At 46.4% G+C, this 25,063-nt stretch carries 28 protein-coding genes and 1 pseudogene; 16 read left to right on the top strand and 13 right to left on the bottom strand.

The genetic code is table 11. The annotated features are described in order from the left end of the window. The first annotated feature begins 176 nt into the window (after positions 1-176). Entirely contained in the window at positions 177-725 is a 549-nt protein-coding gene (locus R7Q47_RS15880; protein ID WP_005379096.1) for a gamma carbonic anhydrase family protein, read from the top strand. Between the two features lie 7 nt (positions 726-732). Here the strand turns inward: R7Q47_RS15880 and R7Q47_RS15875 are convergent, their stop codons facing one another. The 4 genes from R7Q47_RS15875 to R7Q47_RS15860 all read right to left on the bottom strand — a co-directional run bounded on the left by R7Q47_RS15875 (position 733) and on the right by R7Q47_RS15860 (position 3,457). Beyond that, on the bottom strand, positions 733-996 hold the full coding sequence (locus R7Q47_RS15875; RefSeq protein WP_005379090.1) for a DUF1488 domain-containing protein: 264 nt from the start codon (positions 994-996) through the stop codon (positions 733-735). A 3-nt stretch (positions 997-999) separates the two neighbouring features. Beyond that, on the bottom strand, positions 1,000-1,833 hold the full coding sequence (gene aroE, locus R7Q47_RS15870; RefSeq protein WP_017821584.1) for a shikimate dehydrogenase: 834 nt from the start codon (positions 1,831-1,833) through the stop codon (positions 1,000-1,002). A gap of 101 nt (positions 1,834-1,934) precedes the next feature. Then, on the bottom strand, positions 1,935-2,852 hold the full coding sequence (hemF, locus tag R7Q47_RS15865) for an oxygen-dependent coproporphyrinogen oxidase (protein WP_017821583.1): 918 nt from the start codon (positions 2,850-2,852) through the stop codon (positions 1,935-1,937). 47 nt (positions 2,853-2,899) lie between these two features. Further along, a complete protein-coding gene (locus tag R7Q47_RS15860) occupies positions 2,900-3,457 on the bottom strand; it encodes an L-threonylcarbamoyladenylate synthase (RefSeq protein WP_154204943.1) in 558 nt (185 codons plus the stop codon). A 199-nt stretch (positions 3,458-3,656) separates the two neighbouring features. Between R7Q47_RS15860 and purE the strand changes: the two genes are divergently transcribed. Together purE and R7Q47_RS15850 are read left to right on the top strand one after the other, a co-directional pair. Beyond that, positions 3,657-4,142, top strand: a complete 486-nt coding sequence (purE, locus tag R7Q47_RS15855; RefSeq protein ID WP_005379082.1) for a 5-(carboxyamino)imidazole ribonucleotide mutase — start codon at positions 3,657-3,659, stop codon at positions 4,140-4,142. A 4-nt stretch (positions 4,143-4,146) separates the two neighbouring features. Further along, positions 4,147-5,280 carry a 5-(carboxyamino)imidazole ribonucleotide synthase gene (locus tag R7Q47_RS15850; protein ID WP_137282458.1) on the top strand — a complete coding sequence of 378 codons (1,134 nt, stop codon included), beginning with the start codon at positions 4,147-4,149 and terminating at the stop codon, positions 5,278-5,280. Between the two features lie 66 nt (positions 5,281-5,346). On the opposite strand, the gene R7Q47_RS15845 is transcribed toward R7Q47_RS15850, so the two are convergent. The 4 genes from R7Q47_RS15845 to R7Q47_RS15830 form a co-directional block, all read right to left on the bottom strand. Continuing rightward, the gene (locus R7Q47_RS15845) at positions 5,347-5,916 is read right to left on the bottom strand and encodes a type I DNA topoisomerase (RefSeq protein WP_154204942.1); all 570 of its coding nucleotides are present in this window, start codon (positions 5,914-5,916) and stop codon (positions 5,347-5,349) included. Positions 5,917-5,992: 76 nt separating this feature from the next. After that, positions 5,993-6,472: a DUF494 family protein gene (locus tag R7Q47_RS15840; RefSeq protein WP_005379074.1), complete on the bottom strand. Its 480-nt coding sequence runs from the start codon at positions 6,470-6,472 to the stop codon at positions 5,993-5,995. A 2-nt stretch (positions 6,473-6,474) separates the two neighbouring features. Further along, positions 6,475-7,584 (bottom strand): DNA-processing protein DprA, encoded by a 1,110-nt coding sequence (gene dprA / locus R7Q47_RS15835; protein WP_248487139.1) that lies wholly within the window; start codon positions 7,582-7,584, stop codon positions 6,475-6,477. Then, a complete protein-coding gene (locus R7Q47_RS15830; protein WP_053350675.1) occupies positions 7,568-8,662 on the bottom strand; it encodes a LysM peptidoglycan-binding domain-containing protein in 1,095 nt (364 codons plus the stop codon). The genes dprA and R7Q47_RS15830 overlap by 17 nt, the downstream gene beginning before the upstream one ends. A gap of 138 nt (positions 8,663-8,800) precedes the next feature. On the opposite strand from R7Q47_RS15830, the gene def reads away from it, so the two are divergent. The 6 genes from def (at position 8,801) to R7Q47_RS15800 (ending at position 15,170) form a co-directional block, all read left to right on the top strand. Next, on the top strand, positions 8,801-9,319 hold the full coding sequence (def, locus tag R7Q47_RS15825) for a peptide deformylase (protein ID WP_005379068.1): 519 nt from the start codon (positions 8,801-8,803) through the stop codon (positions 9,317-9,319). A gap of 33 nt (positions 9,320-9,352) precedes the next feature. Continuing rightward, entirely contained in the window at positions 9,353-10,300 is a 948-nt protein-coding gene (gene fmt, locus R7Q47_RS15820; protein WP_005379066.1) for a methionyl-tRNA formyltransferase, read from the top strand. Positions 10,301-10,380: 80 nt separating this feature from the next. Beyond that, the gene (gene rsmB / locus R7Q47_RS15815) at positions 10,381-11,664 is read left to right on the top strand and encodes a 16S rRNA (cytosine(967)-C(5))-methyltransferase RsmB (protein WP_086047108.1); all 1,284 of its coding nucleotides are present in this window, start codon (positions 10,381-10,383) and stop codon (positions 11,662-11,664) included. A gap of 63 nt (positions 11,665-11,727) precedes the next feature. After that, positions 11,728-13,104, top strand: coding sequence for a Trk system potassium transporter TrkA (gene trkA / locus R7Q47_RS15810; protein WP_005379062.1), 1,377 nt, complete (start codon positions 11,728-11,730; stop codon positions 13,102-13,104). A gap of 9 nt (positions 13,105-13,113) precedes the next feature. Further along, a complete protein-coding gene (locus R7Q47_RS15805; RefSeq protein WP_005386656.1) occupies positions 13,114-14,559 on the top strand; it encodes a TrkH family potassium uptake protein in 1,446 nt (481 codons plus the stop codon). Between the two features lie 26 nt (positions 14,560-14,585). Next, complete coding sequence (locus R7Q47_RS15800) at positions 14,586-15,170, top strand: DUF3157 family protein (protein WP_054575337.1); 585 nt, start codon at positions 14,586-14,588, stop codon at positions 15,168-15,170. Between the two features lie 33 nt (positions 15,171-15,203). Here R7Q47_RS15800 and trhA read toward each other — a convergent pair whose 3' ends face one another. Beyond that, complete coding sequence (trhA, locus tag R7Q47_RS15795) at positions 15,204-15,857, bottom strand: PAQR family membrane homeostasis protein TrhA (protein WP_025768918.1); 654 nt, start codon at positions 15,855-15,857, stop codon at positions 15,204-15,206. A 70-nt stretch (positions 15,858-15,927) separates the two neighbouring features. Next, positions 15,928-16,734, bottom strand: a complete 807-nt coding sequence (locus R7Q47_RS15790; RefSeq protein WP_017821573.1) for a sporulation protein — start codon at positions 16,732-16,734, stop codon at positions 15,928-15,930. A 296-nt stretch (positions 16,735-17,030) separates the two neighbouring features. On the opposite strand from R7Q47_RS15790, the gene R7Q47_RS15785 reads away from it, so the two are divergent. From R7Q47_RS15785 to R7Q47_RS15765, 5 genes are all read left to right on the top strand, one after another. After that, complete coding sequence (locus R7Q47_RS15785; RefSeq protein ID WP_005379043.1) at positions 17,031-17,198, top strand: hypothetical protein; 168 nt, start codon at positions 17,031-17,033, stop codon at positions 17,196-17,198. A 166-nt stretch (positions 17,199-17,364) separates the two neighbouring features. Next, on the top strand, positions 17,365-17,631 hold the full coding sequence (locus R7Q47_RS15780) for a YihD family protein (RefSeq protein WP_033906580.1): 267 nt from the start codon (positions 17,365-17,367) through the stop codon (positions 17,629-17,631). Positions 17,632-17,939: 308 nt separating this feature from the next. After that, on the top strand, positions 17,940-19,361 hold the full coding sequence (ccoG, locus tag R7Q47_RS15775; protein WP_033906581.1) for a cytochrome c oxidase accessory protein CcoG: 1,422 nt from the start codon (positions 17,940-17,942) through the stop codon (positions 19,359-19,361). A gap of 48 nt (positions 19,362-19,409) precedes the next feature. Next, complete coding sequence (locus R7Q47_RS15770) at positions 19,410-20,396, top strand: serine/threonine protein kinase (RefSeq protein WP_031777274.1); 987 nt, start codon at positions 19,410-19,412, stop codon at positions 20,394-20,396. A 34-nt stretch (positions 20,397-20,430) separates the two neighbouring features. Further along, positions 20,431-21,033: a thiol:disulfide interchange protein DsbA/DsbL gene (locus tag R7Q47_RS15765; RefSeq protein ID WP_005379036.1), complete on the top strand. Its 603-nt coding sequence runs from the start codon at positions 20,431-20,433 to the stop codon at positions 21,031-21,033. A gap of 46 nt (positions 21,034-21,079) precedes the next feature. Here the strand turns inward: R7Q47_RS15765 and R7Q47_RS15760 are convergent, their stop codons facing one another. Continuing rightward, positions 21,080-21,958 (bottom strand): acyltransferase, encoded by an 879-nt coding sequence (locus R7Q47_RS15760; protein WP_005379035.1) that lies wholly within the window; start codon positions 21,956-21,958, stop codon positions 21,080-21,082. A 149-nt stretch (positions 21,959-22,107) separates the two neighbouring features. Here R7Q47_RS15760 and R7Q47_RS15755 point away from each other — a divergent pair, with 149 nt between their 5' ends. Then, the gene (locus R7Q47_RS15755; RefSeq protein WP_213877827.1) at positions 22,108-23,064 is read left to right on the top strand and encodes a DUF2860 domain-containing protein; all 957 of its coding nucleotides are present in this window, start codon (positions 22,108-22,110) and stop codon (positions 23,062-23,064) included. 58 nt (positions 23,065-23,122) lie between these two features. Here the strand turns inward: R7Q47_RS15755 and R7Q47_RS15750 are convergent. Further along, positions 23,123-23,761 (bottom strand): annotated as a pseudogene (locus R7Q47_RS15750) (ATP-binding protein); the annotation flags it as partial. Between the two features lie 341 nt (positions 23,762-24,102). Between R7Q47_RS15750 and R7Q47_RS15745 the strand changes: the two are divergent. Further along, positions 24,103-24,369 (top strand): hypothetical protein, encoded by a 267-nt coding sequence (locus tag R7Q47_RS15745; protein ID WP_317591670.1) that lies wholly within the window; start codon positions 24,103-24,105, stop codon positions 24,367-24,369. Positions 24,370-24,600: 231 nt separating this feature from the next. Here the strand turns inward: R7Q47_RS15745 and R7Q47_RS15740 are convergent, their stop codons facing one another. Beyond that, positions 24,601-25,062 (bottom strand): hypothetical protein, encoded by a 462-nt coding sequence (locus tag R7Q47_RS15740; RefSeq protein WP_078558838.1) that lies wholly within the window; start codon positions 25,060-25,062, stop codon positions 24,601-24,603. Position 25,063 lies beyond the last annotated feature (1 nt).

Genomic DNA, 25,063 nt, shown 5'->3' with positions numbered 1-25,063 from the left:
CGAAGCGTTGCCGTGTCAGCGAGGTGGCATTATAGAGATTGCGATCACATTGGCAAGCCCTTTTTCTCGTTTTTTTTGATTTTTTTATCGTTTGGGTGTTTTTTATTCTAAAAGGCGAGTTTTCACTACTATTCTACCTCCATACACCCTGTAATCGCCCTGAATAAGGAAAAAAGATGAGCTCAATGAGAAGCTACAAAGGTATAAAGCCTGAACTTGGTGAGCGTGTTTACGTTGACCCAACCTCTGTTTTAGTCGGTGATATCCGAATTGGCGATGATTCTAGCATTTGGCCACTGGTAGCAGCGCGAGGTGATGTAAACCACATTCACATTGGTGATCGAACGAATATTCAAGATGGCAGTGTTTTGCATGTCACCCATAAGAACGCCGAAAACCCAAACGGCTACCCATTGATTATTGGTAATGACGTTACGATTGGCCACAAAGTGATGCTGCACGGTTGTGAGATCCACGATCGTGTTTTGGTTGGTATGGGAGCTATTGTTTTAGATGCTGTTGTAATTGAGTCAGAGGTGATGATCGGAGCAGGCAGTTTAGTGCCACCTGGGAAAGTATTAGAAAGTGGCTACTTATATGTTGGAAGCCCAGTAAAACAAGCTCGCCCTCTATCAGAAAAAGAACGAGCTTTCTTGCAAAAGTCTGCCAATAACTATGTGCAGAACAAAAACGACTACTTAAATGAAGTAAAAGACTTGAACTAAAACCCTGTTAACCGATGATGATATGGCCTTCTTCGTTGAAGGCTTCATCTTCTATTAGCTCTTCAGCCATTTCTTCTAGGTCGAATCTGTAATCAGTAAACACTTTAATTGCCGCTTGCTCAGTTTCAATCAGTGAACCACTGAGCTTTTCTAACTTTTGTTTCGTCACAAAGCACTCTATTAGTGCGCCTGATTGTTGCGCCGAAAAGTTTACCGATTGTGATACTTCATCCCATGATTGAATATCTGGGAATAAGATGGATTGATTCATCGCTTATTGACCTTCAAGATTCTTTCTTAGTTCTCTGAGAATTTGTTTGGCACCAGGACGTAAGCCACGCCAGAGCATAAAGCTTTCCGCAGCCTGCCCAACTAACATTCCAAGACCGTCATACGCATGAGCGGCACCATTCTCTTTTGCCCATAAGTTAAAGCTCGTCACCCCTTTGCCATAAATCATGTCATAGCTTGTACTGTTAGCGGCAAAGATGGAGGATGAAATAGTCGGCAGTTCACCACTAAGAGAAGCGGATGTGGAGTTAATGATGACATCATACTCTTCATCAATACTTGCCATCTCTTTGGCGAGGATAGGACCGTGAGAGACAAACAGCTCTGCGAGCTCTTGTGCTTTACTAAAGGTACGGTTGGTAATGGTTAAAGAGGTCGGCTTTTGATCGAGTAGTGGCTTAATAACACCACGAGCTGCACCACCAGCACCAATAATTAGGATTCGCGCACCTTCCAATACAACCTGATGCTGAAGCAGATCTTGCACTAAACCTGCACCATCAGTGTTGTCACCGATGATTTCACCATCGTCTAACTTCTTGAGGGTATTTACCGCGCCTGCTAACTGAGCCCGTTCTGTCAATCGACTAGCAAATTGATAAGCATCTTCTTTAAATGGCATAGTGATGTTGCACCCCTTGCCACCTTCAGCAAAAAACACCTTCGCCGCGTCAATAAAACCATCAACAGGTGCACTTTCTGCGGTATACACCAAAGATTGATTAGTTTGACGAGCAAACAAGGTGTGAATGAATGGCGACTTACTGTGTCCGATAGGATTACCAAACACGGCATAGCGATCGATTTGCTGGGTCATTTCCTTACCTTTGTTCCTTACTTAGATATAGAGAAAACAGGGCCACCTGATTACAGATGACCCTATCACTATCTATCTATATAGAAAAGGAGATTCCGTGCTTACCACTCTCGGGGCGTTAGGTATCGCTCGTAAAGTTCAGCTTCTGGCGATCCCGCTTCTGGCTCGTAGCAGTACTCCCAGCGAGCGAGCGGCGGCATTGACATCAGAATCGACTCAGTACGCCCACCACTTTGTAAACCAAATAAGGTGCCACGGTCATACACTAAGTTGAACTCTACGTAACGGCCGCGACGATATAGTTGGAATTCACGCTCACGCTCACCATACTTGATCTCTTTACGACGAGAAACGATCGGCAAGTAAGCCTGGCAATAGCCTTCACCCACTGCTTTGATGTAAGCAAAACACTTATCAAATTCCCACTGGTTTAGATCATCAAAGAACAAACCGCCAACACCGCGAGTTTCATTACGATGTGGTAGGAAGAAGTATTTGTCACACCATGCTTTATGCTCTTGGTAAACATCGTCACCAAATGGCGCACAAAGCAGTTTTGCAGTGTCGTGCCATGATTGGCAATCTTCTTCAAATGGATAGAACGGCGTTAGGTCAAAACCACCACCAAACCACCAAATTGGGTCTTCGCCATCTTTTTCTGCAATAAAGAAGCGGACATTGGCGTGTGAAGTCGGTACGTAAGGGTTTTTAGGGTGAATAACCAAAGAAACACCCATCGCTTCAAAACGACGACCCGCTAGCTCTGGGCGATGCGCTGTCGCAGATGCTGGCATTTCTTTCCCTTCCACATGCGAGAAGTTCACGCCTCCCTGCTCGAAAACAAGGCCATCACGCAAAACACGTGAGCGACCACCGCCACCCAGACGCTCTCCTTTTTCACGTTGCCATGCATCTTCGACAAAGACGGCCTTTCCATCTTCTTGTTCTAACTGCTGACAAATGGAGTCCTGAAGTGACATCAAGAACTGCTTTACGGCGTGCTTATCGATCGCTGACATACGTTATTACCTATTACGTGAAACCTAATGATGGCTGGCTAGCAGGGTTAACCCTGTCTTAATATTTGTGAAGTTTTGGCGTCACGAATCTCGCTGGGTTTATCACGACCGCTGGTCTCGCCACGAAGAATGGCGACCAGCTTATAACCCAACTGCTCTTCGACTTCTTCCGTGGTCATACACGGTGGTAAGCCGGAAAGATTCGCGCTGGTAGAGGTTAACGGCTTTCCGAATGCATTACACATTTTTTGCACCAAAGGATGATCAGTCACACGAACCGCAATTGAATCAAACTGCCCTGAAACCCAGTTGGATACTTTATCGCTCGCTGGCATGATCCAGGTGTATGGGCCTGGCCAAGTGGCATGAACAGTCTGTAATTGTTCTTCAGTCAACTGAGATTCATCAATATAAGGCAAGAGCTGATCATAACTTGCCGCGATGAGAATCAGCCCTTTTTCTACCGGACGCTGCTTGAGCTCTAATAGCTTTTGAATTGCTTCTGGGTTATCTGGATCACATCCGACACCAAAAACCCCTTCTGTTGGATAGGCAATCACTTCGCCTTGCTTGAGTGCGTTGAGCACTTGTTCAAAGTTATCCACCGATTACTTCCTATTTGTTTGACTGTGTTGTTTTCACTAAGTGTACAAATATTCATTCTCAGACACTAAAGCAATTTTTTTATAAAATGTATCAATAGCGCCAACAACAAGACGCAAACGTTTGCTTGAAATAAAAATCCCCGTATAATGCGCACAAATTTATAGCTCACCTAATTTTTGCAGCTTAAAGGAGTTTGAGATGAAAGTCGGTATCATCATGGGTTCTAAATCCGATTGGCCAACCATGAAACTAGCAGCGGACATGCTAGACCAATTTGGCGTGCCTTACGAAACAAAAGTCGTGTCAGCACACCGAACTCCTCAATTACTGGCTGACTACGCTAGTGGCGCAAAAGAACGCGGCATCAAAGTTATCATCGCAGGCGCAGGTGGTGCAGCCCACCTACCAGGTATGGCGGCGGCGTTTACTAGTTTGCCAGTGCTTGGGGTTCCCGTTCAGTCTCGTGCACTGAAAGGTATGGATTCACTGCTTTCTATTGTACAGATGCCAAAGGGAATTGCGGTTGGTACATTGGCGATTGGCGAAGCGGGCGCAGCAAACGCCGGTATCCTAGCAGCGCAAATCCTAGGCACTCATGATGAAAACATCATGGCGAAGGTAGAAGCATTCCGTAATGAGCAAACGGAAACAGTTCTCGCAAATCCAAACCCTGCAGAGGATTAATCAGATGCATGTACTGGTTCTTGGTGCGGGTCAGTTGGCTCGTATGATGTCTCTGGCTGGTGCGCCACTGAATATTCAAATTTCAGCTTACGATATCAGCAGCGGTGATGTCGTTCACCCTTTAACTCAACAGGTACTTGGCCATGGCTTGGAAAATGCGATTACGCAAGTTGATGTGATTACTGCCGAGTTCGAGCATATTCCACATGACGTGCTCAAGGTTTGCGAAGCGAGCGGCAAGTTTCTACCAAGTACGCAAGCCATCAAAGCAGGTGGTGATCGCCGTATTGAAAAAGCACTGCTTGATGATGCTGGCGTGCGCAACGCGAAATACTACGTCATTGAAACTCGTGAAGACTTTGACCGCGCAATTGAACACGTTGGTATGCCAATGGTTCTGAAAAGTGCATTAGGTGGTTACGATGGTAAAGGCCAATGGCGCTTAAAAGAAGCTTCTCAAGTCGACGACATTTGGACTGAGATGGCAGAGTGCATCGCGGCAACATCAACTCAAGCGATTGTTGCTGAAGAGTTTGTTCCTTTTAACCGCGAAGTATCACTGGTTGGTGCTCGAAGCAAAGATGGCAGTGTGGAAGTGTATCCTCTGGCAGAGAACGTCCACACCAACGGTGTATTGAGTCTTTCTACTGCGATTGATGCGCCAGGGTTACAGGAACAAGCAAAGCAAATGTTCACGGCAGTCGCAGATAGCCTAGATTACGTTGGCGTATTAGCGCTTGAGTTCTTTGATGTCGATGGGGCACTTTTAGTGAATGAGATTGCTCCACGCGTGCACAACTCTGGTCACTGGACACAGCAAGGTGCAGAAACGTGTCAGTTTGAAAACCATCTGCGCGCAGTGTGCGGCTTACCATTAGGCAGTACGAAATTAGTTCGTGAAACCTCAATGATCAATATTCTTGGTGAAGACACACTACCAGAAGCATTGTTATCAATGGATGGTTGCCACCTTCATTGGTATGGCAAAGAGAAACGTGCAGGTCGCAAGATGGGACACATCAACGTGTGTGGCGACTACCCAGGAGAATTGCACCGTAGGCTGTGCGCTCTGGCAGACATCTTAGACCCAATAGCTTTCCCAGCCGTGCAAGCGTTCGCTAAACAGCCTCAACACTAACGTTTGGCAGCAAAAAAATAAAAAAAGGGTCGCACGATGCGACCCTTTTTAATTCCTTGGATGTATTTACCCTTGTTGGGTGTGCTGACACTTACGATTAGCACATTGCAATTTCACACCACTGGCGAGTTTCTTCTCCACCAACAAAGTAAAACCACATTCTTCGCATCTCCCTTTAACCGGAGGGAGATTCACTGCAAATTTGCATTTAGGGTAGTTATCACATGCGTAGAATGTTTTGCCAAATCGGGTTTTACGCTCCACCAAATGTCCTTTGCCACATTCAGGGCAAGCGTGTTGCTCTTGTGACTGCGCCTCTGGCTCAGGTTGATTAATCGACTCAATATGATGACAAGCCGGGTAATGGCTACAACCAACGAACATACCGTAGCGCCCTTGGCGGAGTACCAACTCATTGCCACACTCAGGACAAGGCACACCCAACTCTTTCACGATGTGCCCATCATTGCTGTGTAGCGGTTTAATGTAATCACAGCTTGGATAGTGGTTACAGCCGAGAAATGGGCCATGTTTTCCGTGCTTGAGAGTCAGCTCACCACCACATTTTGGACACGGCTCGTGTTCCAAAGCGTGTTCATGGGCAGAGAAAAGGGTGTTGTCGATTTTACTACTCATACTTACCGTTTCGTGAAAAACACACAAAAAGACAAGCTCGCGTTTATTCTAGCTAAACTCGAACTTGCCCAGATGGTTAGTGAAGAATCCCTTGTTCCTTGGTGTACAACAGCTCTTCCATTAGCGTGTAAGCGTTTTCGTTGCCAGGCACATTAAACAGCACCATCAGAATGATCCATTTGAGGTCTTCAAGCTCAAACTCACTCGTTTCTAATCCCATCACTCGGTCAATCACCATTTCGCGAGTTTCTGTGGTTAACACATTGATTTGCTCGAGAAACAATAGAAACCCTCGGCATTCCAAATCTAAACGCTGCATCTCTTTCGCTGTGTAGATACGAGTTGATGACGAAGCCATGCAAGTCGAGATTGCAGAAGAGGTGTCACTTTGCTGCAATGCGGCAAGCTCTTCTAACCAGACAAGGGCTTTGTAGATATCTTTTTGTTGGAAGCCTGCACGGAGCAATTCTTCTTCCAACTCGTCTTGTTCGACCTGTAACTCTGCATCGCTATGGATGTAGGTTTCGAATAGATACATCAGTATATCCATCATCATAGCTAGCCCCTCCCCTTTCGAATATAGCCACCTGAAACCGCAACGACATGCCCAGAGAGTTCTAACTCTAAGAGCTGCATCATGACTTCTTGGACAGGTATATTGGTCCTGTTTGCAAGAATATCAACCGGTGTAGCTTCACTTCCTACGTTAGCTAACAGCTGAGGAAATGGCAATTCTTCTTCTTCATTTAACGTAGAAAATAAATCGGTACTCTGATTAATAGACCAATCAAGCAAGGACTGTATTTCATCTAAGACATCTTTCGTCTTTTCTACGAGGCAAGCGCCATGACGTATCAACTGGTTTCCTCCGCAAGCATTGGGGGCATTGATTGACGCTGGCAGCGCAAATACTTCTCGACCTTGCTCAAGCGCGTAACGAGCTGTAATTAACGAGCCGCTCTTTTTCGCCGCCTCGACGACCAGTACACCAAGCGATAATCCACTAATAATACGATTACGACGCGGGAAGTTTTCTGGGCGCGGCTTGGCATTAGGCCGAAACTCAGACACCAAAGCCCCATGTTCAATAACACGTTGCGCTAAACCACGATGACGTGCCGGATAAATATTTGCTAAGCCAGATCCTAGCACCGCAATCGTCTTACCACCCGCTTGCAACGCACCATCATGCGCATGACCATCAATGCCTAAAGCGAGACCACTGGTGACAATAAAATCGTGCTGAACAAACTCTGCAGCGAACTGACGTGCATGCTGTAATCCATCAATACTCGCATTTCGGCTGCCAACCATCGCGATTTGTGGCAGAGAAAGACAAGCAGGGTTTCCTTGAACAAAAAGTAGAGGTGGCGGCGCAACGATTTGTTTGAGTTGAGGTGGATAACGCGGGTCAGTCAGTGTCAGGATATGATGATTTGTAGAAGCCTCAAGCCAACTTAAACAAGCATCGACTTCTTTATCTGTTGAAGCCCAAGCTTGAATTTGCTTAGTTGTTAACCCAAGTTGTTGTAGCTGTTCAGGAGAGAAGTTTACGATGTTACGTGGCGTGTCTCTTGCCAGTAGCTTATTCATTTTGACGCCGCCAATGCCTGGTAAACAACTCAGTTTTAACCAGGCATCGAGATCATCGTTATTTCGTCGATTCATCGATGGTTAATTCGTCCGCCAACGGTGACACCACCGAAATATCTTGGTTAATGGGTTTCGTACTGTTAGTGATCAGTGCCAAGCTAAAGTACTCATAAGGACGAATGACCAGCAACTCACCAACTTTGCTTTGAGGCAAAGTAATTTTCTTATCAAGCACGCCAAACTCTTTCTTGAACTCATCGCCGTCTTTGTAAACTGGGTGCGCGTCTTCTTTTAAATCAAACACACTGCCTTGCTTCAGATTGTCTGACGTGCCTTTATCAATCACCACGACTTGGTTAGTTGAACTAAAGCGAATACCTTCGATATTACCTAGCAACTTTGCAGAACTGCCTTGTGGCGACGGCAGCGGATAGAACGTAGTCGTGAAGTCAGTATTCTCAACCGATTGATTTGGCAACGCGATATCGTTACGTAGGATTTCTTGCATTTGCGATGTAAGCTTCAAACCTGAATAATCACTCGAAGCTTCAACGAGCTCGCCTTTGGCAATCAAACGCAGCGCGGTAATCTCTTCGGACACATCGTCACGCGAAAAGGTAGCTACTGGTCGGTAAATAGCCCAACCTGTCGCGGTCTGATTGCCATTGATATACAGCACATCTTCTGTAGTCAGATACTTACTGCCTTTGCTGCTACCCATCACTTTTGCAGCATTGTTCAACGAATCTTTATCTAGCAACCGATCCGATTTGAGGTAAGGCATCACCAAACCTTCCGCGACCGTTGGTACGGCTTTCTTTTCTGTGATGCGAGCTTTCGGGCTCAGCTTCTTAACCGGTTTTAGGCTCAACACGGGCTGACCGTTAATCCACACCAAAGACAGCTTGTCTCCGGGATAAATTAAATGAGGGTTATCGATTTCCGGGTTTACTTGCCATAAACGAGGCCACAACCACGGGCTATCCAAGTACATGGCCGAAATATCCCATAGCGTATCGCCCTTCACAACTACATATGTTTGTGGCGCATCATCTTTAACAGTCAGTGGGTTCGCATCCACATTTGCTACAGCGTTGAAAGTGAAAAGTAACGGCAACGTAACACTGGCAACGTTGCGGAAAATTCGATTCATGACCCTCGTCCTTGGTCTATTAAGCAGGAACCAGAATGGAAATTGGTGCAAGGATGCTGTCATTTAGGCTATAAAATGTCTAGAATTGAGCCAACAAGGTTTGTGCTGTTTCGGCACAGTTCAATATTTCGAGTGAATATGTCTGTATTACAAGTATTAACATTCCCGGATGATCGCCTGCGCACAGTCGCAAAGCCTGTTGAAGCGGTGACCCCTGAGATTCAAAAAATCGTCGATGACATGATTGAAACCATGTACGACGAAGAAGGTATTGGCCTTGCTGCAACGCAGGTTGATATCCACAAACGTATCGTAGTGATTGATATTTCAGAAACTCGCGATGAGCCGATGGTGCTAATCAACCCTGAGATTCTGGAAAAGCGTGGCGAAGATGGCATCGAAGAAGGCTGTCTGTCGGTACCAGGTGCGCGCGCACTTGTGCCTCGCGCTGCAGAAGTTACCGTTAAAGCACTGGATCGTGATGGCAAAGAGTTCACCTTTGAAGCCGACGACCTGCTAGCGATTTGTGTTCAACACGAGCTTGATCACCTACAAGGTAAGCTGTTCGTGGATTACCTATCACCACTGAAACGCAAACGCATTCAGGACAAGCTAGCAAAAATCAAACGCTTTAACGAGAAGCAGCAAAACGCTTAATCTCGAACCATACCAATTAGAAGGAAGTCTACCTTGAGTCAGTCTTTACGAATTGTCTTTGCAGGTACTCCGGATTTCGCCGCCCGTCACTTGGCGGCGTTGTTGTCTTCGGAGCATGAAGTAATCGCGGTTTACACAAACCCAGATCGTCCAGCGGGTCGTGGCAAGAAATTGGCTGCGCCACCGGTAAAACAACTGGCGCTGGAACACAACATCCCGGTTTACCAACCTGAAAGCTTTAAGTCCGACGAAGCGAAACAAGAACTTGCCGATCTGAACGCCGATCTCATGGTTGTCGTGGCGTACGGTATGCTCCTGCCACAAGCGGTTCTTGATACACCTAAACTGGGTTGTATCAACGTACATGGTTCTATCCTACCTCGTTGGCGTGGTGCGGCTCCAATCCAACGCTCTATTTGGGCGGGCGATGCAGAAACTGGCGTGACCATCATGCAGATGGACATCGGTCTCGACACTGGTGATATGCTGAAGATTGCAACTCTGCCAATCGAAGCGACAGATACCAGCGCTTCAATGTACGAAAAATTGGCTGAGCTTGGTCCAGAAGCCCTGATTGACTGCCTAGTAGACATTGCTGCGGGTAAAGCAGTGCCAGTGAAGCAAGACGATGAGCTAGCGAACTATGCGAAAAAGCTCAGCAAAGAAGAAGCACGCATCAACTGGAACGACGATGCGGCGCACATTGAGCGCTGCGTTCGTGCATTTAACCCATGGCCAATGAGCCACTTTGAGGCGGCAGAAAACAGCATCAAAGTATGGCAAAGCCGTGTGGCAGAGCAAACCAGTGACAAGCCAGCCGGCACCATCGTGCAAGCAGATAAAACCGGTATTTATGTTGCGACAGGCAACGGCGTACTGGTGCTAGAGCAACTGCAAGTTCCTGGCAAAAAAGCCATGTCAGTTCAGGATATTCTGAATTCGCGTGCGGCTTGGTTTGAAGTTGGCACTCTGCTGGTTTAAGCCATACTAGGGGTTATTATCCCCGATTATACGAACTTTTAGAGGGCAGAGATGCCCTCCTTTACTTTAAGGTACTCATCATGAATGTTCGCGCTGCGGCTGCTAACGTCCTGTATCTTGTCGTCGACAAGGGCCACTCACTTTCAAGCGCTCTTCCAGCGGCTCAACAAACGGTACGACCTCGTGACCACGCTCTGTTACAAGAGATCTGTTACGGTGCGCTACGTTACCTACCTCGCCTAGAAATGATCGCAAACCAATTGATGGATAAGCCGCTAAAAGGCAAACAACGTGTATTCCATCACCTAATTCTGGTTGGTATTTACCAACTGAGCTTCATGCGCATTCCTGCGCACGCAGCTGTCGGTGAAACGGTTGAAGGCACTAAAGAGCTGAAAGGTCCTCGTCTGCGTGGTTTGATTAACGCGGTATTGCGTAACTACCAGCGCAACCAAGAAGAACTCGACCAAATGGCCGTCAGCAACAACGCTGGCAAGTACGGTCACCCAAGCTGGTTACTAAAACTGCTGCAAGAGGCCTACCCAAAGCAATGGGAAAGTATTGTTGAAGCGAACAACCAAAAAGCACCAATGTGGCTGCGTGTGAACCATCAACACCACACTCGTGATGAATACCTTGCGCTGCTCAAAAATGAAAACATTGATAGCACGCCACACACAGAAGCAATGGACGCCATAAAATTGGCCGCACCATGTGACGTGATGAAGCTACCTGGTTTTGATAAAGGTTGGGTTTCGGTACAAGATGCGGCGGCGCAGCTTTCGATCAACTACCTAAAACCACAAGACGGCGAACGGATTTTAGATTGCTGTGCTGCGCCAGGTGGCAAGACTGCGCACATTCTAGAGCGCACGTCGGGCAGTGAAGTGGTCGCGATTGACTGCGACGACACACGCTTGAAACGTGTGCATGAAAACCTGAAGCGTCTCAACCTTCAGGCAAAAGTGGTTTGCGGTGATGCGCGTAATCCACAAGAATGGTGGCAAGGCGAGCAATTTGATCGCATTTTGCTGGATGCCCCATGTTCTGCGACTGGCGTGATTCGTCGTCACCCAGACATCAAATGGCTACGTCGTGCAGACGACATCGCCGCATTAGCAGAGCTGCAAAGTGAAATTTTTGATGCCATGTGGACGCAACTGAAGCCCGGCGGCACCATGGTTTACGCGACTTGTTCAATCACACCGCAAGAAAACGTGGAGCAAGTAAAAGCGTTTTTAGCACGTACCGCGGATGCGCAACTGCTGGATTCTGATCCCGACCAGCCTGGTCGTCAAATTCTACCAGGCGAAGAAGATATGGATGGTTTCTACTACGCAGTGCTAACTAAGACACACGCGTAACAGCATGCTAAATAGGGCGATTGAAGTGATTTCAATCGCCTTTTTCAGATACGAGAAAAGAGTATGAAGATCATTATTCTTGGTGCAGGTCAGGTTGGCGGCACACTGGCAGAAAACCTAGTGGGTGAAAACAACGACATCACCATCGTCGACAATAATGCCGACCGACTGCGTGAATTGCAGGACAAATACGACCTACGTGTGGTCAATGGCCATGCGAGCCATCCAGACGTGCTACACGAAGCTGGCGCGCAAGACGCCGATATGCTCGTCGCAGTAACCAACACTGATGAAACCAACATGGCCGCCTGTCAGGTCGCGTTCACTCTATTCAATACCCCAAACCGCGTTGCGCGTATTCGCTCTCCAGAATACTTGGCAGAAAAAGAAGCCCTGTTTAAATCTGGCGCTATTCCTGTTGATCACCTTATCGCACCAGAAGAACTCGTCACGAGCTACATCGAACGTCTGATCCAATACCCAGGCGCGCTGCAAGTGGTGAGTTTTGCTGAACAGAAAGTCAGCCTAGTGGCGGTGAAAGCTTACTATGGTGGCCCGTTGGTGGGTAACGCGCTGTCTGCTTTGCGTGAGCACATGCCGCACATCGATACCCGTGTGGCGGCGATTTTCCGTCAAGGCCGTCCGATTCGCCCACAAGGTACCACCATTATTGAAGCCGACGATGAAGTGTTCTTCGTTGCAGCAAGTAATCATATTCGCTCAGTGATGAGTGAGCTTCAGCGCCTAGAAAAACCGTACCGCCGCATCATGATTGTTGGTGGGGGTAACATTGGCGCAAGCTTGGCAAAACGCCTAGAGCAAACTTACAGCGTGAAGCTGATTGAGCGTAACTACCAGCGTGCAGAAAAGCTCTCTGAGCAACTAGAAAACACCATCGTGTTCTGCGGTGATGCGGCAGACCAAGAGCTTCTCTCGGAAGAGAACATCGACCAAGTCGACGTCTTCATCGCGCTGACCAACGAAGATGAAACCAACATCATGTCTGCAATGTTGGCAAAACGCATGGGCGCTAAAAAAGTGATGGTGCTGATCCAACGTGGCGCTTATGTAGACCTGGTACAAGGCGGCGTAATTGATGTAGCAATCTCACCTCAGCAAGCCACTATTTCAGCCTTGCTAACGCACGTTCGTCGCGCTGATATCGTAAACGTATCCTCACTTCGCCGCGGCGCTGCGGAAGCGATTGAAGCCGTCGCTCACGGTGATGAAAGTACATCTAAAGTGGTTGGACGTGCGATTGGAGATATAAAGCTTCCACCTGGGACCACCATTGGTGCTATCGTTCGTGGCGAAGAAGTTCTTATTGCCCACGACCGTACGGTCATCGAGCAGGATGACCATGTGGTGATGTTCCTGGTCAACAAAAAATACGTATCAGACGTCGAAGCGCTATTCCAGCCGAGTCCATTCTTCCTCTAGGATTTTCCTATGGTCAACTTACGTCCCGTACTGTTTGTTATCGGGCTGGTTTTATCCAAACTGGCCCTGTTTATGTACGTGCCGACTTTGGTCGCTTTCTTTACCGGTACGGGGGGGTTCCTCGATTTCGCCCAAGCCGTTGTGATCACGCACCTTGCCGCCTTCATCTGCCTAACGATAGGTCGAACCGCCAAGTTCAAACTCAGCGTACGCGATATGTTCCTCATCACCAGTTTGGTTTGGACCATCGCGAGTGCGTTTGCCGCCTTGCCATTTGTGTTTATCAACCACATCAGCTTCACCGACGCCTACTTCGAAACGATGTCGGGTATCACCACGACGGGCTCAACGGTGCTCAGTGGCCTAGACAACATGGCGCCGAGCATCTTGCTGTGGCGCTCTATTTTACAGTGGCTTGGTGGCATTGGTTTTATCGTGATGGCGGTAGCAGTGTTACCTATGCTGAATGTCGGTGGTATGAAGCTATTCCAAACCGAATCATCAGATTGGTCGGATAAAAGTAGTCCAAGAGCGAAAACGGTCGCCAAAAACATCGTAGCGGTTTATTTGATGCTAACAGGCTTATGTATTTTGGGCTACTTGGTCACCGGCATGAACCTGTTCGAAGCAATCAACCATGCCTTTACTACGCTATCGACGGGTGGATACTCTACATCTGATGGGTCAATGAACCACTTCTCTAATGGCGCACATTGGGTGGCCACTACCTTTATGTTCTTAGGTGGTTTGCCGTTTTTGCTCTTTATCGCCGCATTACGTAAACGCCGTATTGATGTGTTGGTTAACGACGCTCAAGTTAGAGGATTTGCGTACCTGTTCGTATTCTCTAGCTTAGTGATTTCAGCTTGGCTAGTGATTCGAGATGGGTACACCATTTTGGATGCCCTGCGAGTGTCGATGTTTAATATTGTCTCTGTCGTCACCACAACTGGCTTTGGCTTAGAAGACTTCACCGCATGGGGCGCATTACCCACTACTCTTTTCGCATTCTTAATGATGGCGGGAGCATGCTCAGGATCAACGTCTGGCGGGATCAAAATCTTCCGCTTCCAAATTGCGATGACGCTGCTAAACAAACAAATGATGAAGTTGATTCACCCTTCAGGGGTGTTTGTACAGCGTTATAACCAGCGACCGGTGAATGATGATATTGTTCGCTCAGTGGTGGCATTTGGCTTGATGTTTTTTATCACCATTATCTTTATCGCGGGTTGTTTAAGTGCACTTGGCCTCGACCCTGTGACCAGTATTTCTGGCTCAATCACCGCCGTTGCCAATGTTGGCCCTGGTATGGGCAGTGTGATTGGCCCGACAGGCAACTTCGCGCCTCTGCCCGATACTGCCAAATGGCTCTTAAGCTTTGGGATGTTAATGGGCCGCTTGGAAATTCTGACTATTCTTGTACTGTTCTTTCCTGCGTTTTGGCGCCGCTAAGCAGACTCTAATTAAAAGGTATAACAATGAAAACATGGATTACTCTGGCGACCCTACTTGCCGCCTCATCCACATACGCCGCCGAGGTCATCACTTTAGCCGATGGTCGAGAAGTGAAGTTGAACGATGACTTTACCTGGGAATACGTCATGAAAAAACCGGCGCAGCAAGCGACGGAGACACAAACAACAGCAAGCGTAGTTGAAACAATCGCAGCTCCTGCGATTGCGACAATTCCAGTGGTAACGAAAACCGTTGGCACGACCGTGGTGGTAAACGCCAAAAAGCCAACCATGCAGCTATCAGATTCAGGTGTGGATGTATTGATTGGTTCAGCAAGCTATCAAAGCGGTGAGCTTGTTTTACCTACATCAATCACCAATCAAAGCTCTCAATCTGTCATTCAAGTGGAAGTTGAGGTGCAAGTGTTTGATATGTCTGGTCAGCAACTGGCAAAAGAAAACGTGACTGTTTGGCAATCCATCAAGCGCATGGCGGATACCTACCTGCGACCACAGCAAGCGGAACAAGGTAAGAGCATTAAATTGGCTGTACCGCAATCACAGCAATACCAGTTTTCTGCCAAAGTGCTAGAGGTAAAAACTCGCTAATACGTGTTTAATATTCTTTGTTGAGCCTATCGGCTAGATAGGCTCAACAAAGTAATAAATCGCAAAGAAATGGCACACGCAGCCAGCCAAAACAAAGCCGTGCCAGATCGCATGGTTAAAGGGAATGCGCTTCGCAACGTAGAAAATCACGCCCAGTGAATACACAACTCCACCAGCAGCAAGCAGTGTAAGTCCGCCGACATCCAAGTTGATCGCCAACTGATAAATCACAATCAACGATAACCATCCCATCACCAAATACGTCATCAAAGAAAGCTTTTTAAATCGATAGACGAACGCAACTTTCATGATGATGCCGATCAACGCAATGCTCCAAATAACGATCATCAACCCAAATGCTAGAGGTGTTCTTAAGCTGACTAACAAGAAAGGGGTATAGCTGCCTGCTATCAAAAGATAAATAGCACAGTGGTCGAAGGTTTTTAGCCAACGTTTCGCTTTGGGATGAGGGATCGCATGATAGAGCGTCGAGGCCAAAAACAGCACGATAATACTCGCACCATAAATCGCCATACTGGTAAGCGTTAAAGTGTCAGCTTGATGGTCTATGGCTTTAACTAACAGCAGTATCAAGCCAACAATACCAAAAATCATCCCTATACCGTGGGTGATGGTATTGGCCAGTTCTTCACGTTGACTGTATTGAGGTTTCTGCAGTTCGGACATCAATGCGCCTATACTAGAGTTTGAAATTTGCTCTAGTATGGCACATTAGGCTTACACGTGTAAGCTTAAATTAAGACTCATGAACGGCAGTAGTTTGATCGAGATAATTGAGTACCAGTTCGCCAACTTGATCTGGCTTAGTCGTGGCAGGAATGGTCAGCTCTCGCTTGAGTTTGCCACTACTCAGTAAGCTCGCGAGCATGCCACCTTGCCCCTTGCGTGTGCGGTCAACTTCAAACCATAACTTGAGTTCTTGCTCACTTCGGTGGGCAACAAATTCTAATTCGCGCCACACGCCGTGGTAAGGTCCGTCGGTTGGCACCAGTTCAAACTCTTGCACAAATGGTAGATCGAATCCTTTCACTTCCTCGCATTCCACCTGGCGAATTCGTAAACCTTGCGCTTCAAATGCAGATAGTACCGCATCCATCAGTGGATCAGGTCGAACGGTGAGGATGTCTTTATCAGTCGGATCCAAAGCAGCAGCAACGTCTAAGCCGGTTTCTAACCATACTTTGGCATCACCAATGGTGACAGGCGTGTTCCAAGGCACATCGAGCTTAACATCGAAGGTACGCTCTTCGCCGGAATGGATGGTAAATGCGTAAGGGAGACTCCACTTAGCAAGCACATGAGTTTGAGGTACTCGGCGCATGCTGTGTCCTTCTCGCGCACCACGGTCATCAGGGGCTTCTGCGATGTAGCGGCAACAGAGTTTTAAATCAATGTTGTCGATCGCTTGTTCAGTCGCACCACCATATACATGGATCGACACATCCACACTTTGACCTGGGTATAGCACGTCTTGGTTTAAGATTGAGTCTACCTTCGCGCTCCCAATCCCAAAACTGGCAAGTGTCTTCTTCAAAAATGACATAGGCACCTCCTTCATCGAGATCTCATACTACTACTGCTGATCGTGGGATCAAACAAAAATTGCCTCGAACATCGCGACAAAATGACAAAATCTAAACAATTCAATTGCTCAACTATCGACCAATTATTACAAGGATGCTAATCTTACACTTGATATGCATGCATATCGGTATTCCTGACTCATTAACTGGATTGGCGAGAGCCAGAAGAGTGATTCTTCAATCTTGTTGGAGCCTAGCTCATAATGATTCAGGCCATTACATCGGCAATGGATATGCCTGACAGTTAGGTAAATTAATGCGCCCAACAACAGTCAGGTTCGCACACACTAATACTAGTGCAATGCGCCGCCGCAGTGGCTTTACTACTGCACCAAAGGCAAAGCAAGTTGCGCCAGCAATGACATTGGTTGAGAAGACAGCAATGATGTCGAGTGTTCCGGCCAAAGTTATCAAAGCAGCTTAATCAAAAGCGCGGCGCCAGCTGCGCTTTTTTCTTTGCACGCGACTCATAAAGCTTCAAAGACTTAGAACAAACTACAGTGAAAGAGATAGTTTTTCCTATTTGGTCTTAGCAAAGCAATTTGGTACCTTTACTGCTAATTACACCTATAAATTCTGTGGAGAAAGAAATGAAGTGTCATCGCATTGAAGAGCTGCTTGAGCTACTAGAGCCTGAATGGCATAAAGAGCAAGAGCTGAACCTATTGCAGTTCATCGTTAAGCTGGCAAAAGAAGCAGGCTATGAAGGAAAGCTAGAAGATCTGACCGACGATGTACTGATCTACCACCTTAAAATGCGTAATAGCAGCAAAGATGAAATGATCCCTGGACTCAAAAAAGACCAAGAGGACGATTTTAAAACGGCGATCCTACGCGCTCGTGGCATCATCAAATAACCAGCTCAACAGCCAGTATTCTTTAAGCGACTCTCTCTGTGAGTCGCTTTTTTATAACCAAAGTTTTTAGTCCCACAATTGGTTATAACTGTTCAGCCAATTATCAGGTTAACTGTACTGATTTTTGTTGTTAAACATTGACTGCGTTAAAGAAACGGAATTGTTATTGATTGTATAATCGCCGTTCATCAGTATTTACTAAAATAATTATGTTCGGTCATCTTTATGACGGAACGAGCAGCAATGTCATCGAGCGACATCAATAGAAATGACGCCGTACATTATAAAAGCCTAAGAAGGATGAGTGCATGAGTCAGGACAAGATCGATATCAAAGATGTGACTCCTAAAACCTATAATCCCAAAACCCACAAAGGAAACGGGGATCGGTTTAACCCAAGTAATCGCATCTATGTACGCGAAAGTAAAGGAACTTACCAGAAACTACGTCGTTACGGTGGTTGGTTCTTACTACTTCTCTTCGCTTTGATACCGTGGATTCCTTACGGTGAACGTCAAGCGATCTTGCTCGATATTGGCAACCAGCAGTTCAACTTTTTCGGTACCACCCTGTACCCACAAGATCTTACCCTACTCGCCTTGCTGTTTGTGATCGCGGCGTTTGGGTTGTTCTTTATTACCACCTTCTTAGGTCGGGTTTGGTGTGGCTATCTCTGCCCACAAACCGTCTGGACCTTCATGTATATCTGGTTTGAAGAGAAGCTCGAAGGTAGTGCCAATAAACGCCGTAAACAAGACTCCAATAAGCTGACGGCGAATTTAGCGATGCGTAAAACCGTCAAACATATAGCTTGGTTTGCCATTGCACTCGCCACTGGTTTTACTTTTGTTGGCTACTTCGTACCAATGAAGCAATTGGTTATCGACTTTTTCACCTTTAACGCCAACTTCTGGCCCGTCTTTTGGGTAATGTTCTTTGCCATTTGTACTTATGGTAATGCTGGTTGGATGCGTTCCATCATGTGTATTCACATGTGTCCTTACGCGCGCTTCCAGTCTGCCATGTTTGATAAAGACACCTTCATCGTTGGCTACGATGCAAAACGTGGGGAAAAACGTGGCCCACGTCCGCGCAAAGCCGATCCAAAGCAACTTGGTTTGGGTGATTGTATTGATTGTGACTTGTGTGTGCAGGTGTGCCCAACAGGTATCGATATTCGTGACGGCTTGCAGTATGAATGTATCAACTGTGGCGCCTGTATTGATGCGTGTGACAACACCATGGATCGCATGGGCTACGAGAAGGGCCTAATTAGTTACACCACCGAGCACCGCTTATCGGGTAAGAGTACCAAAGTCATGCGTCCGAAGCTGCTGGGCTATGGAGCTGTGCTACTGGTCATGGTCGGTCTTTTCTTTGCCCAAATTGCAGCGGTAGACCCAGCCGGTATGAGTGTTATTCGCGACCGTAACCAACTGTTCCGCGTTAATAGCTCGGGCGAAGTAGAAAACACCTACACCCTCAAGGTGATCAACAAAACTCAGCAAGTGCAAGAGTACTCGTTGGATGTTGAAGGGCTATCCGATGTAAGCTGGTATGGTAAGCAGACAATTCAGGTCCAGCCAGGTGAGGTATTGAACCTGCCAATGAGTCTTGGTGCCGATCCTGACAAGCTAAACTCTGCGATTACGACAATTCAGTTTATACTCACCGATAAGAGCAACGAATTCACCATTGAAGTGGAAAGCCGATTTATCAAGAAGCTATAACTTCGATGACTAATGGAAAAAGGCTCAGTAATGAGCCTTTTTGTTTATATGTCCCAAAGTATGTTTAACTTTGACGCCCTTACCCCAGACTTTATGTGGTACGCGTTAGAAAGCATCGGCGTTCGCGCAGAATCAGGCTTTCTTCCCCTCAATAGCTACGAAAACCGTGTTTATCAATTTACTGACGAAGAGCGTCGTCGTTATGTCGTCAAGTTTTACCGTCCTGAACGTTGGAGCAATGAACAGATCCAAGAGGAACACGACTTTACTTTAGAGCTGATTGGCAATGAGATCCCCGTCGCACCACCTGTGCGCATCAACGGTGAAACCCTGCATCACTATCAAGGCTATGCTTTTGCGCTGTTTGATAGCGTGGGTGGTCGCCAATACGAGGTTGACAATTTAGATCAGCTCGAAGGTGTAGGGCGTTTCCTTGGCCGCATCCATAAAGTCGGCAGCCGCCAAGCCTTCCAACATCGTCCTACTATTGGCTTACAAGAATACCTGTATCAACCAAGAGAGATTCTGCAAAATGCCAATATGATTCCAATGCACTTGGAGAACAGCTTCTTCAATGACTTGGATATGCTGATCAAATCAATTGAAAGCCACTGGCAAGAAGGCTTCAATATCATTCGTTTGCATGGCGATTGCCACCCAGGCAATATTTTGTGGCGAGATGGCCCTATGTTTGTTGATTTGGATGACGCTCGTAACGGCCCTGCAGTACAAGACTTATGGATGCTATTGAACGGTGAACGCCAAGACAAACTGATGCAGTTGGATATTGTTTTAGAGGCTTACCAAGAGTTTTGCGACTTTAATCCTGCAGAATTGAAACTAATCGAGCCACTTCGCGGTCTACGAATGGTGCACTATATGGCATGGCTAGCAAAACGTTGGCATGACCCTGCATTTCCTCTCGCTTTTCCATGGTTTAATGAGCCAAAATACTGGGAAGGTCAGGTCCTTGCATTTAAAGAGCAGATCGCCGCTTTAGAAGAAGCACCGCTGTCTTTAATGCCTCAATGGTAAGTCAGGCCAAAAATTCAAAAATGGAGATATTTCGATGAAAAAACTGTTCGCACTGTTTTCTATGCTGATGTTAAGCCTGTCGGCACATGCAGCGCAATTCAAAGAAGGTGAACATTACAAAGTATTGGATCTTGAGGCATCAAAAAAACCTCTTGTGACGGAGTTTTTCTCTTTCTACTGCCCGCACTGTAATAGCTTTGAACCGGTTATCCAGCAACTGAAAAAGCAGTTGCCAGAAGGTACTAAGCTATTAAAAAACCACGTTTCTTTCATGGGTGGCAACATGGGCCCATCAATGAGCAAAGCCTACGCAACGATGGTTGCACTAAAAGTGGAAGACAAAATGGTGCCAGTGATGTTTAACCGCATCCACAATCTAAAGAAGGCGCCACGTAATGATGAAGAACTTCGTCAAATCTTCCTTGATGAAGGTGTAGACGCGAAAAAATTCGATTCTGCATTCAAAGGCTTCGCGGTTGATTCAATGGTTCGCCGTATGGACAAGCAATTTGAAAACAGCGGTCTAACCGGCGTTCCTGCGGTTATCGTTAACAACAAATACCTAGTTCAAGCACAAAGCATCAAAACGATGGATGAGTACTTCTCTCTGGTGAACTACTTGCTGACACTAAAATAAGCACATCGATATCAATCAAAAGGGGAGCACGTCGCTCCCCTTTTGTTTATTTGTAAATCTCTTGTAGTAACCGATCTTTTTCTTGCCACACATCACCCAACCATTGCTGAAATTGCCGCTTATAGGGCTTATCGTTGAAGTAATCACCGAGCACTCTTTCATCAACGGGTAACACATTTACACGCACAACCACCTTGCTCATGCGGCCCATCAATAAATCCTTGAACGGTTTATGCGTATTTTCTGGGTACGCCAACGTAACGTCGATAATGCTCTCGAACTGTTCCCCCATCGCCGCTAACGTGTACGCAATCCCTCCCGATTTTGGTTGCAGCAAATATTGATAGTTTGCTTTACTCTTACGCTGCTTTTCTTCGGTAAATCGGGTTCCTTCGACATAGTTAACCACTGTGGTTGGAGTGTGTTTGAATTTAGCGCACGAGCGACGTGTCGTTTCTAAATCTTGACCTCGCTTATGAGGGTTGCGGATCAGATACTCTCGCGAATAGCGACGCATAAATGGCATATCGAGCGCCCAACACGCCATCCCGATGAAAGGCACATACAGCAGTTGTTGCTTGAGGAAAAACTTCGGCATGGGAATACGGTCTTTAAACACGCAGCAAAGCACAACAATATCTGTCCAACTGAGATGATTACTGATCAGCAGATACCACCCGTCTTTTTTAAGCGCTTCACCGCCCTGAACATCCCACTCAACACGGTTAGATACCGCCAGAATGCACGCATTAACGGTAGCCCATAACCACATCACCTTATTGGCACAAGCGGTCGCTATCGCTTTTAGCTTTACGCCAGGAAGCAATATTTTAAATACAGCGATAACACAAATTGCGAGTGAACAAACCGCAGAATTGAGAATCACAAAAGAAGCGTTAAAAAAAAATAACAAATATGCCAACATGATAGTCAAACAACAGTGATAATGTGTGAAGAATAAAACAGCGTGTAATTATACTGCGCCTTTGCCACATTGGAACATGCGTGGAAATGGTCAGATTTGTTACCGCAACCAATATGTGCACCACTCATTCGACAACAAGGAGATAACGAATGAAACCAAGGCTACTTCTCTTGCCTTTGGCCTTTGTCGTCAGTTCTGCTCAGGCTCAACTCGCTGAAACCGCAGGTTTTGGCGGTGAAATTTCGCTGAATGCCGGATTCATATCATCAGAATCCAATTTCAATACAGAAAATAGTAACACCATCGATTCTCTCGATAAGCGTGCCGATAGTGACAGTTCTGTTATAGCTGCACCGCTAGGGAGTGTGACATACACCTTTGGTAGCCGACTCAACCACCAAGTTTACGCCGGTACCACACGCTCAGATGTCGCGGTAGGTACACTCGCTTTTCAGTTGGGCTATCAACACGAGCTACAATCTGGCACCGTGCTCGATGTTTCCTATCTGCCGACGGTACTCAAAGGCGAAACTTGGCGCAACCCTTATCAAGTAGGAACCGCACGTAAAGAGACGGATGTTGACGGCAATGCGTATCGCTTTCAGATCAAAGGGTTAATTGATAAGAACTTCAACCTTGATCTTGCTTATGCTGATAAAGACATCGAGCAGGAGGAAGTGACAGACCGCTCACTTGCTCGCGATGCTAACCTTTACTATGTCAAAGGCGACTATCGCATTCCACTCAACCAAACGTCTATGTTGCAACCCGCTTTCACCTACATCAATCAAGATGCCGACGGTAAGGCGGAGTCATTTGATTCGTACGGGTTTGACATCAGCTGGTTTAAATTTATCAACCGCCATCGATTGGCCCTCACCGCGGGTTATGCATGGAAAGACTATCAAGCCGCTAGCCAAACTTTTGCTAAAACACGAAATGACAACACCATCAGCCTATTTGCGGCCTACGAATATCAAAACGTATTTGACTGGCAAGACTGGTCGTTCATTTCTTTAGCCGGCTATAGCCAAACTGACTCGAATATCACGTTTTATGAGGAGAAAGAGTACCTATTGTCGCTTGGTCTCAACTACACCTTCTAACGTCCTTCATCGCAACAAGGCGCTCACAACACTTGTTGCGATGACATTTTGCATGTCTCTATACCGCTTGCGCCGTAAGCTGTTTCAGTAAACGGTCCATCGCTCGATACCCAAGTGCCTCGGCCAAGTGCGTTCGTTCAATTTGCTCCGCCCCATCCAGATCGGCGATTGTTCGCGCCACTTTGATAATACGATGATATGCACGAATAGAGAGTCCTAAACGATGCAAAGCGGTTTCAAGAAACTCAGCATCACTCTTATGCAAGGGACAAAACGCCTCAATTTCTCGACTACCTAGCAGTGCATTGACCTTACCACTGCGGTTTAGCATATTGTTACGCGCATGGCTCACACGCGCTTTTACGATAGCAGTCGGCTCACCGCGATCACCTCCTTCTGCTAATGTCCCTTTGGGCAAAGCTGGGATTTCTAAAGACATATCAAAGCGATCTAACAGTGGTCCAGATAATCGACCAAGGTAGCGCAAAATAGCTTGTGGATTGGTGCGCGCTTGATTGCCTTCGTAATATCCTGTCGGGCTTGGGTTCAAGGCTCCAACTAATTGGAAGCGAGCCGGAAAGCGTGTTTTACCTTGCGCTCGAGAGATAATGATCTCGCCAGATTCGAGCGGTTCGCGTAACGAGTCTAGAACTTTACGATCAAATTCGGGCATTTTCCTAATATCGAGTTTGAGTAATAAATATTGTCAATTTGAGACTTTGAATGTTGTGAGTGTTGTCCGAATTAGTGGAGCGCATCGCTTCAGCTGCTAGCGGAACGATAGGTCATTCATTTTTCTATTTAGTCGAGCAAGTAGCTATGTTATCCATTCAATCTGACGTCCTCATCTAACCCCTCCTCACGAATAAATATTCACTTATTCGTTAGGCGCAACAACGGATTCAGTCACAGAATTCAGATAGAGAGCGAAACTGCCAGCTAAAACAGTTATGCCCCTTTCCTTGTTTCAGAGCTAATTTCTAGCTGCTCACTATGCTATAAATTATCTAATGTCATTTTTGAATCGAGAAGTAAGTTATGAGTAAAAAACTGTTGTCAGAAAAAGACCTTTTAGAAGGATTAACAAGTCATACTGCGCACACCGATGAATTCGCGACTACAAGTGAAAAAGATTGGGGGGCTTATTCGGAAGGTGCGGATAAGACGGATATCGACTTTCTAGTTGAACGACGTGATGTTTTTGACTCTTCCCGAATTGAATTTGAGGAAGATGAACAAGACCGAAAACTAGTTAAGCAAAGAGAAAACTCCCCAGAAATTGACGTTGATATTGATGAGTTGTGAACCAGTATGTTTGTGTTTCGGAATTAATCACCAGAATCAAAAATGCCCCAAGTGTATCAACTTCTCATTTGTTTGAATTGCCACCCGACCGAAAAATAACAAAAGTTAGATTTAGCGATGATATGAGCGTAAAAGCTACGCTTTAGTCACTTAAATTGAATCATTTAGGGCTGGATCTATATGAACTAGCTAAAGAGCAGAGTAAATATTTAATAGTAACTAAGAATAAGCCTAACTGTTCTTTGAGAGATCCAGAGCTATGGTAGATTGATAGAACGGAGCTGAGTAATCCTGAAAGATATGGTTGAATTGCTCACGGCTATCAAGCACAAAAGCAACTCGAACGTGGTCTAGGTTGTATGTCGTCAAAACAGAGCGTAACCAACCCGCCAACGAACTCTCCAAAAGCGCTCTACAGCCTACGAACCACACCCATGTTTGCTGATCACTTCGAATAACATCTAAGATTTCTGACTTGTATCGATAACCATCTCCCATTGAAGTTAGGTCGATGTACACAACACTAGCCCCCAGTCCATGGTTAATGCGATTGTACGTATCTTGAAGTTCTTTACCGCATTCACTATCAAATGTGTGAAACCTCATCACGCCTAACTCCCAATAGCCGTGTATTAAGCGTTCTGGTGTACCTACAGGCCAGCTATCAAAGGTGTATAAATTATCTTTACGCATC

It is taken from the genome of Vibrio sp. Vb0349 (genome assembly GCF_033338975.1).
The sequence above is the reverse complement of the archived record's forward strand: the minus strand, read 5'-3'. Positions and strand labels throughout refer to the sequence as shown.